The sequence below is a fragment of the Pseudomonas sp. RU47 genome, from assembly GCF_004011755.1.
Lineage (GTDB): Bacteria > Pseudomonadota > Gammaproteobacteria > Pseudomonadales > Pseudomonadaceae > Aquipseudomonas.
Genome location: NZ_CP022411.1, coordinates 3,372,200 through 3,385,271, shown reverse-complemented (window position 1 = coordinate 3,385,271; position 13,072 = coordinate 3,372,200). Strand labels below are relative to the sequence as shown.

Sequence of the window (13,072 nt, the reverse complement as noted above, 5' to 3'; positions counted from 1 at the left end):
CTGATCATGAGCGGTATCGCGCAGCCATTGTGTCGGCTGGACGAACTGGAGGAGGGCCGGGCGCGCGGATTCGATCCGTTGGCGCAGGGGCGTGACAGCGTGTTTGCCCTGCGTCATGACGATCGGGTGCGGGTCTATCGCAACCGTTGTCCGCATCTGGACGTGCGCCTGGAGTATCGCAAGGACCGCTTCCTGTCCGCCGATGGCCAACTGATCGTCTGCTACGCCCACGGCGCGCAATTTCTGCCGGCGACGGGCGAGTGCATCTATGGCCCATGCCTGGGCCAGACGCTGGAGGCGCTGCCGTTCTGCGAAAAGGACGGCTGGCTGCTGGTGCAAATGCCTGAAGAGTTGCCGCAGCCGGGATAAATCGAGGTATCGCGTACGGTGATACATCGCATCCTTACTCGCGATTAGTCAAATCCCTGCTTTGCCGGGAAGCTTCATCCAACGATGCCGTGCCCGACGCAGCATCGATCACAAGAATAAAAAGAGAGAACACCATGAGTGCAGTGAACAACGTTCTGATCGTGGGCGGTGGTATCGGCGGCTTGTGTGCGGCCATCGCCTTGCGGCGTAAAGGTATCGAGGTCGACCTGATCGAGCTCAAGTCCGAATGGACAGTCTATGGCGTCGGGATTATTCAACAGAGCAACGTCGTCCGTGAAATGGCCAAGCTGGGCGTTCTCGACGGTTATCTCGATGCCGCTTATGCCTTCGAAGACGTCGCTATCTACGGCCCGGGCGGGCAGCAACTGGCGCGCATTCCGGGTCAGCGACTGGCCGGCCCGCAGTATCCTGCCAACGTCGGTATTTCCCGCCTGGCACTGCACAAAGTCCTCAGCGAAACCGCTCTGCAACTCGGCGCCAACGTGCGTTTGGGCCTGAGTGTGGAAGCGCTGGACGACAACGGCACAGAGGTCGATGTGTTGTTTACCGACGGCAATCGCGGCCACTACGACCTGGTGGTCGGTGCCGACGGACTGTTCTCGAAAGTGCGCAGCCTGGTCTTCGGCGATGCCTACACCCCGCGTTTCACGGGCCAATCGGTGTGGCGCTACAACTTTCCCCGCGCGCCACAAATCGATCATCTGGCCAACTATCAAAGTGCTGACGGCAACGCCGGGCTGGTACCGCTGGCCGGCAACTTGATGTACCTGTTTCTGACGTCCCACGAACCGTCCAATCCGTGGATGGATCCTGCCGATCTGGCGGCGCAGATGCGCCAGCGCCTGCAAGGTTTTACCGGTCTTATCGGCGAACTGCGCGAGCAAATCACCGACAACAGCCAGGTCGTCTACAAGCCGATGGAAGTGGTGTTCGTCGATGAGCCGTGGCATCGCGGACGCGTCCTGCTCATCGGCGATGCAGCCCACGCCACCACGCCGCACCTCGGCCAAGGCGCCGGCATGGCCATCGAAGACGCGATTGTGCTCAGCGAAGAACTCACTCGCGAGCAGTCCGCCGCCACCAGCGTCGAGCAGCAGCTGCAGCGCTTCATGGCGCGGCGTTTCGAACGTTGCAAATACATCAGCGAAAGCTCGGTGCTGGCCGGCGACAAGGAGATGCAACACGACCGCGCCTTCGATCGCATTGGCTTGGTCAAGCAAATGCTCGCGCGCACTGCCGAGCCAATCTGAACCACACCTGCGACGCATCCACAGCAGTTACCACTATAAAAACAAGAGGTTAACGCGATGGTTAGTTCTACGACTGCGGCGCTCGTGCGTCGCCCGGTCTGCTCGTCTGCACCCTTTGGTTTGAGCGTTGCTGCGCTGCTGGTGCTGTGCAGCCAGGCCGCTCAGGCTTTCGACATCGATACTGGCAACCCGGATTTCAAGTTGCGCTGGGACAACACGGTCAAGTACAGCGCTGCCTGGCGCACGCAGAATCCCAGCAGCAAGTTGACCGAGGGGCAGGTCGCGCTCAATCAGGACGATGGCGATCGTGCCTTTAAAAAGGGCCTGATCTCCAATCGCACCGACATCCTCTCGGAGCTGGATCTGTCGTTTCAGGATTTCGGCGCACGTTTGAGCGGTGCAGCGTGGTACGACAGCGAGTACCAGGGCAACAACGACAATAACGATCTGTCCCGCGCCAACGCACGTTCCGTGGGCTACGACGAGTTCACCGATGACACCCGTCATTTGCACGGTGGTGACGGCGAAATCCTCGACGCGTTCGTCTACTGGAACGGTGAACTGGCCGACCGCGCAACGTCAGTGCGCGCCGGCCGTCATGGCCTGATCTGGGGCGAAAGCCTGTTCTTCGGCGCCAACGGCATTGCCGGTGGCATGGCCCCGGTTGACGTGGTCAAGGCGCAGTCGGTGCCTAATACGCAGTTCAAGGAAATCACCCGTCCGGTCAATCAACTGTCGGGCACCTTCCAACTGACGGACGACGTATCGCTCGGCGCGTACTATCAACTCGAATGGGAAGAAACCCGACTGCCCGCCGCCGGCAGCTATTTCTCCACCAGCGACACCATTGGCGAAGGCAATGAGCGCTTGATCGTCGGTGCGCCATTTCCGGCATTCCTCGGCGGCAACCCGGCCAGTCCCGCCGCGTTTTTCCACGGTAATGACAAGGAAGCGCGCAGTTCGGGGCAGGGCGGTCTGCAACTGAAATACAGCGCTGAGACCGTCGAGTACGGCCTCTACGCCATCCAGTACCACGACAAGACGCCGAAGCTGTATCTGAAACCGTCGACGGCGGCGCCGAACTTCAGCACCGGACAGATCGGCGAGTACTACTGGGTTTACCCCGAAGACATTCGAGCGCTGGGCGCGAGTTTTTCCACCACAGTGGACGAGTACAGCTTCGCCGGTGAAGCGTCGATGCGCTGGAACATGCCGCTGGTTTCGAACGGTCAGACCGTGCTGCCCGGCGTCATTGCCGACAACGATGATGACGCGCTCTACGCCGTCGGTCGCACCGCTCACGTCAACTTGAACGTGTTGGCATCGTTTGGCCCCAACTTCATCGCCCGCGAGTCCGGACTGGTTGGCGAAGTGGCGTGGAACCGCCTGCTCAGCGTCACTAAAAATCGCGCCGCGCTGGACCCGAACGCCACCGATGATGGCCTGGGTTTCAAAGTCGTCTATACGCCGACCTATCGCCAGTTTTTCTCCGGCATCGATATCAGCATTCCGGTTGGCGTCAGTTATTTCCCGCTGGGCAAATCAGCGGTGGTCAGTTCGTTCGGCCCGGACAACGGTGGCGACATCAACATCGGCATCACCGCCACTTACCTCGATCGCGTCACGGCCGGCCTGACCTACACGCATTACTACGGCGCCGAGGACACCAACCTCAACGGCCTCAGCCAGTTCAATTACAAGCAATCGCTGAAGGATCGGGATTACCTCGCCTTCTCCGTCAAGACCACGTTTTAAGAGGACTTGCGCATGACTTCTCACCACCACAATCGTCTCCCGCGCCTTACGGCCCTGTGCTTTGCCTTGCTCGGAACGCTGACCGTCCTGAGCCAGGTTGCAACGGCGGCCACCGCAGAAGAGGCGGCCAAACTGTCGAGCAGTCTCACGCCAATGGGGGCCGAGCGCGCAGGCAATGCCGACGGCAGCATTCCGGCCTGGCAGGGCGGTTACACCAAGGTCGACCCGGCGTACAAACCGGGCGGCAAACGTAGCGATCCGTTTGCGGCTGACAAGCCGCTGTTCAGCATCACCTCGAAGAACCTGGCGCAATACGCCGGCAAGCTCAGCGATGGCACCAAGGAGATGTTCAAGCGATTTCCTGACACCTATCGCATCGACGTCTATCCGACCCGTCGCTCGGCCGCTGCGCCGCAATGGGTGTACGACAACACCCTGAAAAATGCCACCCGTGCCAAGCTGGTCGACAGCAGCGCCGGACCTGTGCCCGAAGGTGCGTTTGGCGGTATTCCATTCCCGATTCCGCATAACGGCGCCGAAGCCATGTGGAACCACATCCTCAACTGGCGCGGCACGTCACTGGCCATGCACTTTCGCCATTACCTGATGACTGCAGACGGCAAACAGGTGATGACCACCGACGGCCAGGCGATCCAGGACATGCCGTATTACTACCAGGACGGCACGCCGGAAAGTTTCGCCGGTGATTACTGGCTGTTCCGCCTGCTTAATGTCGGCCCGCCATTGCGTGCCGGTGAGCAAATCATGGGGCGCACCAATATCAACGGCGACAAGTCCCAGGCTCACGTCTATCTGACCGGCCAGCGCCGCGTGCGCAAGTTGCCGAATGCCTGCTGCGACACACCGACGCCGGCCACCGCTGGGGTGATGTCGTTCGATGAGTTGAGCGTGTTCCAGGGGCGCATCGATCGCTTTGACTGGAAACTGGTCGGCAAGCAGGAAATGTATATCCCTTACAACACCAACAAAGTCCTGACCGCCGGCAAACCGGAAGACCTGTTTCTGGCCCATCACATGAATCCTGATTACGTGCGCTGGGAATTGCATCGCGTGTGGGTGGTAGACGCCGAACTCGCGCCGGGCAAGCGTCACCAGTTGCCGAAGGGCCGCTACTACCTCGACGAAGACACTTGGCAAGCGATGCTCGGCGATCGCTGGGACGCCAACGGCCAACTCGCCAAAACCTTGTGGTCGCTACCGGCCGTGCTGCCGGATCTGCCAGCGCAAGCGCAGCTATCTTCGGGTTTCTACGACCTGACCTCCGGCGCCTGGTTTATCCAGAACGTCTACACCGGTCTGCCTGAGCAATACGGCGTGGTCGATCGCTACAAGGCATCGGAATTCTCGCCGGCGGCGATGGCGGGTGCCGGGGTTCGTTGAATCGGGCCGGATCGCCACACGCTGTGGCGATCCGGTTTCACAGGTGGTTTCGAGGTCGGTATGAACAGAATCTGTCAGGTGCTCGGGCGGTTGTTAGCGCTGCTGGCGCTGCCTTGCGTATTACCCGTAAGCCAGGCTCAGGCCGCTGCCGTCGGCGATGTATTGCACACCCCGGCGATGCGCGCGCCGCAGGCCCGGCAAGCGGTCTTGCTTGATCTGGCGCGGGCAGGTGTGCGGTTGGTGGCGGTCGGCGAACGCGGCATCGTCTTGCTCTCCGATGACAACGGTATCAATTGGCGGCAGGCGCAGGTGCCGGTCTCCGTCAGCCTTACGGCGGTGCAGTTTGTCGATGCCAACACCGGCTGGGCGGTCGGCCATGCCGGTGCCGTGCTGGTCACCCACGACGGTGGGGAAAACTGGGTTTTGCAACTGGATGGCAACCGCGCTGCGCAACTGGAGTTGCACGCCGCACAAGAGCAATTGCCTACAGCCACTGACCCCGATGCAGCGGCGGCACGCGTGCAAACCGCCGAACGGATGGTCAGCGAAGGCGCGGACAAACCGTTTCTGAACCTCAAGTTCACCGATGCGCGTCACGGCCTGATCGTCGGCGCCTATGGCCTCGCGTTTACCACCGAGGACGGCGGCGTGAGCTGGCAGTCGCTGATGGGCCATATCGACAATCCGATGGGCGCGCATCTGTATGCCATCGCACAACAAGGCGAGCGTTGGTTCATCGCTGGCGAGCAAGGCTATGTGGCGCGTTCTGAGGACGCTGGAAAATCCTTCGTCGCGCTCAACAGCCCGTACAGCGGCAGCTTCTTCGCCCTGCAAGTGCGCGATGACGGCACGCTTTTGGCGGCAGGACTGAAAGGCAACGCGTTCACTTCCACCGACGACGGCAACAGCTTCGTGCCCGCGCCCGTACCGATGCCGGTGTCCTTCAGTGAAGCGATTCGCACCGCTGACGGCCAGCTGTTGGTGGTCAATCAGGCGGGCGCAATGTTTCGCACCACGGGCGACGCACCCACCCTGCAGCCTTTCGGCAAACCGCTGGGCAAACCGATTGCCAGCGTCGTGCAGGCCGCCGATGGCAGCCTGGTGCTGGCCGGTTTTACCGGGTTGACGCGCCTGGCGTCGCCCACCGCTACAGCTTCGGAGTGAGGTTATGAAACCATTCGACAACGCCACGGCCAGCCTGGCGAGTTTCGACCCGCGTTCCGGCTCGGTCGTGGAACGCACTTTGTTCAATCACCGGTTGTGGGTGTTGCTGGTGTGCCTGGTGACCACGCTCTTTTTGGGCTATCAGGCCACGCGCGTCGAGCTGAACGCCAGTTTCGAAAAGATGATTCCCACGCAACAACCTTACATCGCCAATTATCTGCAACATCAAAAGCAGCTCAGCGGTCTGGGCAACTCCTTGCGCATTGTTGTCGCCAATCGCCAGGGCGATATCTACGACGCTGAGTATCTGAAAACCTTGCAGGCGCTGAGCGACAAGCTTTACCTGCTGCCCGGCGTCGATCGCGCCTACATGAAGTCGCTGTGGACGCCCGCAACCCGTTGGGTCGCAGTGACCGAAGACGGACTGGATGGTGGTCCGGTGATCCCGGACGATTACGCCGGCACCCCGGCCAGTCTCGAGGCCTTGCGCCGCAACGTGCAGCGCTCCAACGAGCTCGGCCAACTGGTAGCGTTCGATCAAACCTCAAGCATCATTTACGTGCCGTTGCTGGCAACGACGGCGGACGGCCAGGCGCTGAATTACTCGGTGCTGTCGGAGCAACTGGAGGCGCTGCGCAGCGAGTACCAGAACGACAGGATCGACATTCACATCACCGGGTTCGCGAAAAAGGTCGGCGACCTGATCGCCGGGCTCAAGCAGATCCTGTTGTTCTTCGCCGTCGCAATCCTGATCACCACCGCCGTGCTGTTCTGGTACACACGCTGCCTGCGCAGCACGTTGCTCGTGGTGTTCTGTTCGCTGGTGGCGGTGGTCTGGCAACTGGGTCTGTTGCCGTTGCTCGACTATCAACTGGATCCGTATTCGGTGCTGGTGCCGTTTCTGGTGTTCGCCATCGGCATGAGCCACGGCGCGCAGAAAATGAACGGCATCATGCAGGACATCGGTCGCGGCATGCACCGGGTGGTGGCCGCGCGCTTCACCTTTCGACGGCTGTTTCTGGCCGGGCTGACGGCATTGCTCTGCGACGCAGTGGGTTTTGCCGTGCTGATGCTGATCAAGATCCAGGTGATTCAGGATCTGGCGGTGATCGCCAGCATCGGTGTGGCGGTGCTGATTTTCACCAACCTGATTCTGCTGCCGGTGTTGCTGTCCTATGTCGGCGTAACGCCACGTGCGGCGCAATTGAGCCTGAAGAGCGAGCAGAACGATCAGGCCGGCGCGCGGCGTCATGGCTTCTGGCGTTTTCTCGATCTGTTTACCCGACGTCGCTGGGCCAGCCTGTGCATTGCCATCAGCCTGGCGTTGGCGGCATTGGGCTTTGTGGTCAGCCTGCAATTGAAGATCGGTGATCTGGATGCCGGCGCACCGGAGCTGCGGGCCGACTCACGCTACAACCAGGACGATGCTTTTCTGACCCGGCATTACGGCGCCAGCAGTGATTTGTTCGCGGTGATGGTCAAGACCCCGGCCGGGCAATGTGCGCGTTACGACATCCTTGCCAAGGTCGATGCGCTGGACTGGCAACTGCGTGCATTGCCGGGGGTGGATTCGACCAACTCGCTGGCCTTGCTCAACCGGCGCATGCTGGTTGGCCTCAGCGAAGGCAGCGCCAAGTGGTACGAGCTGCAGAACAATCAGGCGATGCTCAATATGATCACCGCCAGTGCGCCACGCGGTTTGTACAACGAGGATTGCAGCCTGCTCACGCTGTACGCCTACCTCACCGACCACAAGGCTGAAACGCTGACGCGGCTGGTCGATCATGTCGAGCAATTCGCCGCTGCCAATAACAACGATGATGTGCAGTTCCTCCTGGCGGCGGGCAATGCCGGCATCGAAGCGGCGACCAATATCGTGGTCAAACAAGCCAATCGCGAGATGCTGTTCTGGGTCTACGGGGCGGTGATCGTGCTGTGCCTGATCACATTCCGTTCGTGGCGCGCCACGCTGTGCGCGGTAATTCCGCTGATGGTCACCTCGATCCTCTGCGAAGCATTGATGGTCTGGCTGAACATCGGCGTGAAGGTCGCGACGTTGCCGGTGATCGCGTTGGGTGTCGGCATTGGCGTCGACTATGCGTTGTACGTGATGAGCATCCTGCTCGGTCATCTGCGCCAGGGTGCGAGCCTGTCAGAAGCCTATTACCGCGCCCTGGTGTCCACCGGCAAAGTGGTGATGCTCACCGGCATCACGCTCGCCATTGGCGTGGCCACGTGGATCTTCTCGCCGATCAAATTCCAGGCTGACATGGGCGTGCTGCTGGCGTTCATGTTCGTCTGGAACATGGTCGGCGCGCTGCTGCTGTTGCCAGCGCTGGCGTACTTCCTGTTGCCTGCACGGCGCACGAACACCGACGCAGAAACGCCGGCGGAGGCGATCAATCTGAGCCAGCCTTCGCGAGCCGTGGCGGTAGATATTCATCAAGCGCGTCATCGGGAGACCTGTCATGGCCGTTGAGTCTTCAATTGAAAACAGCGGCCGTCGCGCCGGTTTGACGCAGTCGTTGCTGTTGCTGCTCGGCAGCTGTCTGCCCGTGCTCGGCGCGGTATTGCTCGCACCGGTATTGCCGCGCATGCAGGCCCATTTTGCCGAGGTCGCGGGCAGCACCGTGCTGGTGCCGATCGTGCTGACCTTACCGGCATTGATGATTGCAGTACTGGCGCCGTTTGCCGGGGTCATCGCCGACCGGCTCGGGCGCAAACCGCTGTTGTTGGCGAGCATGGCCCTGTACACGCTCTGCGGTGTGTTGCCGCTGTGGCTGGATTCGCTGCCGGCCATTGTCGCCAGCCGCGCCGGGATCGGTCTGGCAGAGGCGGGGATCATGACCTGCTGCACGACGCTGATGGGCGACTACTACAGCGGCGCACGCCGTGAACGCCTGTTTGCACTGCAAATGGTCGCGACGTCGCTGTCCGCTGCGGTGTTTATCGCGCTGGGTGGTTTTCTCGGTCAGGAAGACTGGCGCACGCCGTTTGCGCTGTACGCGGTCGGGCTGATTTTCCTGCCGCTGATGGCGTGGAAACTCTGGGAACCGCAACCCCGTGTGCAACCGGCGGCAACGGCATCGGTGTCAGCCCCGCGCGCATTTCCATGGCGGGCACTGACGCCCCTGTATGCATTGTCGCTGCTCGCGGGCCTGAGCCTGTTCATCGTGCCGGTGCAGGCCGGCTACTTGCTCAACTTGTTGCACGTGGATGCGCCGCAGCAGATCGGCATGACCATGGGCGCCAATCAACTCGGTGTGCTCGTCGGGGCCTTGAGTTTCCGTTTGTTGAGCGGTCTGCGCAGCCAGCATCTGTTGCTGATTGCCTATGGCCTGGCCGGCATCGGCGGCCTGTTGATGGCCGCTGCCGGCAGCCACGCGCAAGTGGTGGTCGCGGTTCTGGTCAACGGTCTGGGCATCGGCCTTATGTTGCCGACGTTGATCACCTGGATCATGGCGCAAGTCGGCTTTGCTCAGCGGGGGCGAGCGGCGGGGTGCTTCACCGCAGCGATTTTTGCCGGCGAGTTCATCAGCCCGCTGGTGGTACTCGCCATCACCGCCGGGGCTTCCACGGCGTTGCCGCAAGCGTTGACCATGATCGGTTGGCTGCAACTGGTAGTGGCGCTGTTTTGTCTGTCCGTGCCGAGGCTCGGTGGTCTATTGATCCGCACGAATGTTGGCGGGCACGACTCCATCAGCAACGGCCATTGAACGAGGATTTTCCATGCAAGCGCTTCCCCCCTTCAAACGCGTGGTCACCGGGCATGATGCCCACGGCCGCGCGGTCGTCGCCAGTCACGGAGCAACTGCCAACGTCTTCGCGCTGCAATCGGTGCCTGGCACGGTGTTTCATGAAATATGGAACAGCAGCGGCAGTCCGGTCCTGCTCGACAATGCCGATGATCCAACCAGCAAACCCTTACAACTGAGCCCCGGCCCGTTGGGCAGTGTGATTCGTGTCGTCGACATTCCGCCGGACAGCGTGCAGAACCAGGTCAGTGATGCCGCTGCTGCGGCCGCATTTGCCGAGATTGGCCAGGCGCATGCCGGCACCGGCCAGGCGAACTCGCGGCACAAACTGATGCACCGCACCGAAACCCTCGATTACGGCATCGTCACCGAAGGCGAAGTCTGGCTGGTGCTCGACGATGAAGAGGTCCACCTCAAACGCGGCGACGTGGTGGTTCAGCGCGGCACCAATCACGCGTGGAGCAACCGTACCGAGGCCATGGCGCGCATGGTGTTTATCCTGCTGGACGGGCGTTTCGCCGCTGAACTGCAAGACTGCACGGGAGAAAAAGCATGAAGCTCGCAACCCTGAAAAACGGTACCCGTGACGGCCAATTAGTGGTGGTTTCGCGCGACATGGCCCGGGCGCTGGATGCTCGTTCGGTGGCGCCGACCTTGCAGCAAGCCATCGAAAACTGGGCTGATGCCGAGCCGCGTTTGCAGGCCCTGGCGCGTGAGCTTGAAAACCACGATTGCCGCGAGGCCTTTGCCTTCGACCCCGCGCAGGCGATGGCACCGTTGCCGCGTGCTTACCAATGGTGCGATGGCTCGGCGTTTCTCAGTCACGGCGCACTGATGCAGAAAGCGTTCAACCTCGACCCGATCGAAGGCGCTGACCGCACGCCGTTGATGTACCAGGGCGCCGGTGATGACTTCATCGGCGCACACGATGACATCGAACTGCCGAGCGAAAGCCAAGGCATCGATTTCGAAGGCGAATTTGTCGTGCTGGTCGATGATGTGCCGATGGGCTGTTCGGCGGAAAACGCGTTGCAGCACATCAAACTGATCCTGCAGATCAACGATGTCAGCCTGCGTGCGCTGGCACCGCGGGAAATGCGCACCGGGTTCGGTTTTCTGCAAGCCAAACCGTCCTCCAGTTTTGCCCCACTGGCGATTACCCCGGATGAACTCGGCGAAGCCTGGCGAGACGGCCGCGTCAATTTGCCCCTGCAAGTGCAGTGGAACGGCGAGTGGTTTGGCCAGCCGCACGGCGCGCAGATGAACTTTCATTTTGGCCAACTGATCGCCCACGCGGCCTTAACCCGGCGCTTGCGCGCCGGCACCCTGATCGGTTCCGGCACGGTGTCGAACGCCGAGCGCAACGTCGGCTCGGCGTGCATCGCCGAACGTCGGGCCATTGAGATGATTGAGCAGGGCGCGCCGGTGACAGGCTTCATGCGTTTTGGTGATCGCGTGCGCATGGACGTCACCGGCAGCGATGGCCGGTCACTGTTCGGTGCGATCGATCAACGCGTCGTCAAGGCCCACGGCTAAGGAACGCCCATGCGTGTACTGATTACCGGAGCCAATGGCTTTGTCGGCCGCGAACTGCTGCGTTGTCTGCTCGCGCGCGGCAGTCTGCGCGGGCAAGTCATTCGTTCGCTGCTGGTGCTGGACACCGATGTCCAAGGCCTGCCGGACGATCCGCGTCTGCGCCGGCACAGCGGCAGCGTGACGGATGCAGCGTTGATGCGTCGTGTCCTGGCCGATGGCATTGATGTGGTGTTTCACCTGGTCAGCATTCCCGGCGGAGCAGCGGAGGCGCATTACGAATTGGGTTATCAGGTCAACCTGCTGGCCAGCCTCGAACTGCTTGATCAACTGCGCAACAAGGCGCGACCTCCGGTGCTGGTGTATGCCAGCAGCGTTGCGGTGTATGGCGCTGATCTGCCGGCGAAGATGAACGAGCAGGCTGAACTGCACCCGCAACTGTCGTACGGCACACACAAGATGATGGTCGAGCGTGCGCTGATCGATCTGGGGCGACGCGGTGAAGTCGATGGCCGCGCGGTGCGCCTGCCGGGGATTGTCGCGCGCCCACGCGAACCCAACGGCTTGCGCTCGGCCTTCATGAGCGACTTGATGCGTGCCTTCGCCGAGGGCGCTGAGTATTGCTGCCCGGTATCACCGCAAGCAACAGCGTGGTGGATGTCGGCGCGCTGTTGCGTAAACAACCTGATCCACGCCGCCGAACTGGATGACGCCGCCGCGCAACAGCGGGTCTGGCAACTGCCGGTGCTGCATTTGTCCATCGCCCAGGTCATCGATGCACTGGCGGCAACTTACGGCGAGCAACGCCGTGCGCTGATCAGTTTCGCCGCGGACCGTGACCTCGAAACCTTGTTCGGGCGCATGCCGCCCTTGAAAACCCCGCAGGCCCGCGCTGCCGGTTTCTGCCATGACGGCAACGTCGCCACACTTATTCGCAATGCCCTCAATCCAGCCCCTTATCGGCCTCTGCCGTTGAACGGAGATACGCCTCATGTCACAGCCCATCCAGCGTAAACGTCGTCTGGTCGACCTTTCGGTGACCCTCGATAACAACCCGTACACAGACCCGCCACCGCTGTTGCCGAAAATCGATTACATGGACCACCAGCAAGGCTGGCCGGAGATGGCGGCGATGTTCCCGGGGTTGCAGCTTGAGCAGATGCCCGGCAATGAGTCGTGGGCCGCCGAGCGCTTGCAGATCACCACCCACAGCGGCACCCACATGGACGCGCCGTGGCATTACGCCTCGACCACCGATGGCGGCGAGCCGGCGTTTGGCATTGATGAGTTGCCGCTGGACTGGTGTTTGCAGCCGGGGGTCAAACTGGACTTTCGCCATTTGCCCGACGGTCACGTGGTCACGGCAGAAGAGGTCGAAGCGGAACTGGCGCGCATTGAGCACACGCTGCAACCACTGGATATCGTGCTGATCAACACACGCGCCGGTGCACTGTTCGGTCAGCCCGGGTATCTCGACGCCGGCATTGGCATGGGACGCGAAGCGACGATGTATCTGCTGGAACGCGGCGTGCGCGTGGTCGGCACTGACGCCTGGAGCTGGGACGCGCCGTTCAAATACACCCGTGAACGTTTTGCCGCCAGCGGCGATGCCTCGATCATCTGGGAAGGGCACAAGGCCGGGCGCGATATCGGCTACGGGCAAATGGAAAAACTGGCCAACCTCGAATCCCTGCCAGCGAGCGGCTTCACGGTGTCGTGCTTTCCCTACAAGATCCGGCATGCGTCAGCAGGTTTTGTGCGTGCGGTGGCTATTTTCGAAGAGTGATCGGGCTGTTTGAGGCATTCCTTTAACGACAATAAGAG

At 61.5% G+C, this 13,072-nt stretch carries 11 protein-coding genes; all 11 read left to right on the top strand.

All coding sequences use genetic code 11. The annotated features are described in order from the left end of the window. Positions 1-6 precede the first annotated feature (6 nt). The 11 genes from CCX46_RS15275 (at position 7) to CCX46_RS15225 (ending at position 13,034) form a co-directional block, all read left to right on the top strand. Positions 7-369: a Rieske (2Fe-2S) protein gene (locus CCX46_RS15275; RefSeq protein WP_127930404.1), complete on the top strand. Its 363-nt coding sequence runs from the start codon at positions 7-9 to the stop codon at positions 367-369. Between the two features lie 134 nt (positions 370-503). Beyond that, positions 504-1,640 (top strand): FAD-dependent oxidoreductase, encoded by a 1,137-nt coding sequence (locus CCX46_RS15270; RefSeq protein WP_007910244.1) that lies wholly within the window; start codon positions 504-506, stop codon positions 1,638-1,640. A 57-nt stretch (positions 1,641-1,697) separates the two neighbouring features. Continuing rightward, complete coding sequence (locus tag CCX46_RS15265; protein ID WP_127927697.1) at positions 1,698-3,395, top strand: DUF1302 domain-containing protein; 1,698 nt, start codon at positions 1,698-1,700, stop codon at positions 3,393-3,395. Between the two features lie 12 nt (positions 3,396-3,407). After that, the gene (locus CCX46_RS15260; RefSeq protein WP_127927695.1) at positions 3,408-4,796 is read left to right on the top strand and encodes a DUF1329 domain-containing protein; all 1,389 of its coding nucleotides are present in this window, start codon (positions 3,408-3,410) and stop codon (positions 4,794-4,796) included. A 60-nt stretch (positions 4,797-4,856) separates the two neighbouring features. After that, positions 4,857-5,960 (top strand): WD40/YVTN/BNR-like repeat-containing protein, encoded by a 1,104-nt coding sequence (locus CCX46_RS15255; protein WP_127927693.1) that lies wholly within the window; start codon positions 4,857-4,859, stop codon positions 5,958-5,960. A gap of 4 nt (positions 5,961-5,964) precedes the next feature. Beyond that, positions 5,965-8,439 carry an efflux RND transporter permease subunit gene (locus CCX46_RS15250; RefSeq protein ID WP_127927691.1) on the top strand — a complete coding sequence of 825 codons (2,475 nt, stop codon included), beginning with the start codon at positions 5,965-5,967 and terminating at the stop codon, positions 8,437-8,439. Next, complete coding sequence (locus CCX46_RS15245; protein ID WP_127927689.1) at positions 8,429-9,676, top strand: MFS transporter; 1,248 nt, start codon at positions 8,429-8,431, stop codon at positions 9,674-9,676. The genes CCX46_RS15250 and CCX46_RS15245 overlap by 11 nt, the downstream gene beginning before the upstream one ends. A gap of 13 nt (positions 9,677-9,689) precedes the next feature. Further along, positions 9,690-10,271, top strand: a complete 582-nt coding sequence (locus tag CCX46_RS15240) for a cupin domain-containing protein (RefSeq protein ID WP_127927687.1) — start codon at positions 9,690-9,692, stop codon at positions 10,269-10,271. Next, complete coding sequence (locus CCX46_RS15235) at positions 10,268-11,251, top strand: fumarylacetoacetate hydrolase family protein (protein ID WP_127927685.1); 984 nt, start codon at positions 10,268-10,270, stop codon at positions 11,249-11,251. The genes CCX46_RS15240 and CCX46_RS15235 overlap by 4 nt, the downstream gene beginning before the upstream one ends. A gap of 9 nt (positions 11,252-11,260) precedes the next feature. Then, positions 11,261-12,262, top strand: a complete 1,002-nt coding sequence (locus CCX46_RS15230) for an NAD-dependent epimerase/dehydratase family protein (RefSeq protein ID WP_127927683.1) — start codon at positions 11,261-11,263, stop codon at positions 12,260-12,262. Then, complete coding sequence (locus CCX46_RS15225; protein ID WP_110718488.1) at positions 12,240-13,034, top strand: cyclase family protein; 795 nt, start codon at positions 12,240-12,242, stop codon at positions 13,032-13,034. The genes CCX46_RS15230 and CCX46_RS15225 overlap by 23 nt, the downstream gene beginning before the upstream one ends. The last annotated feature ends 38 nt before the right edge of the window (positions 13,035-13,072 follow it).

Bases quoted from the DNA above. Each gene is read 5' to 3' on its own strand.
- CCX46_RS15275 (WP_127930404.1), top strand. From the start codon at position 7: ATGAGCGGTATCGCGCAGCCATTGTGTCGGCTGGACGAACTGGAGGAG.
- CCX46_RS15230 (WP_127927683.1), top strand. From the start codon at position 11,261: ATGCGTGTACTGATTACCGGAGCCAATGGCTTTGTCGGCCGCGAACTG.
- CCX46_RS15235 (WP_127927685.1), top strand. From the start codon at position 10,268: ATGAAGCTCGCAACCCTGAAAAACGGTACCCGTGACGGCCAATTAGTG.
- CCX46_RS15225 (WP_110718488.1), top strand. From the start codon at position 12,240: ATGTCACAGCCCATCCAGCGTAAACGTCGTCTGGTCGACCTTTCGGTG.
- CCX46_RS15265 (WP_127927697.1), top strand. From the start codon at position 1,698: ATGGTTAGTTCTACGACTGCGGCGCTCGTGCGTCGCCCGGTCTGCTCG.
- CCX46_RS15260 (WP_127927695.1), top strand. From the start codon at position 3,408: ATGACTTCTCACCACCACAATCGTCTCCCGCGCCTTACGGCCCTGTGC.
- CCX46_RS15270 (WP_007910244.1), top strand. From the start codon at position 504: ATGAGTGCAGTGAACAACGTTCTGATCGTGGGCGGTGGTATCGGCGGC.
- CCX46_RS15245 (WP_127927689.1), top strand. From the start codon at position 8,429: ATGGCCGTTGAGTCTTCAATTGAAAACAGCGGCCGTCGCGCCGGTTTG.
- CCX46_RS15250 (WP_127927691.1), top strand. From the start codon at position 5,965: ATGAAACCATTCGACAACGCCACGGCCAGCCTGGCGAGTTTCGACCCG.
- CCX46_RS15240 (WP_127927687.1), top strand. From the start codon at position 9,690: ATGCAAGCGCTTCCCCCCTTCAAACGCGTGGTCACCGGGCATGATGCC.
- CCX46_RS15255 (WP_127927693.1), top strand. From the start codon at position 4,857: ATGAACAGAATCTGTCAGGTGCTCGGGCGGTTGTTAGCGCTGCTGGCG.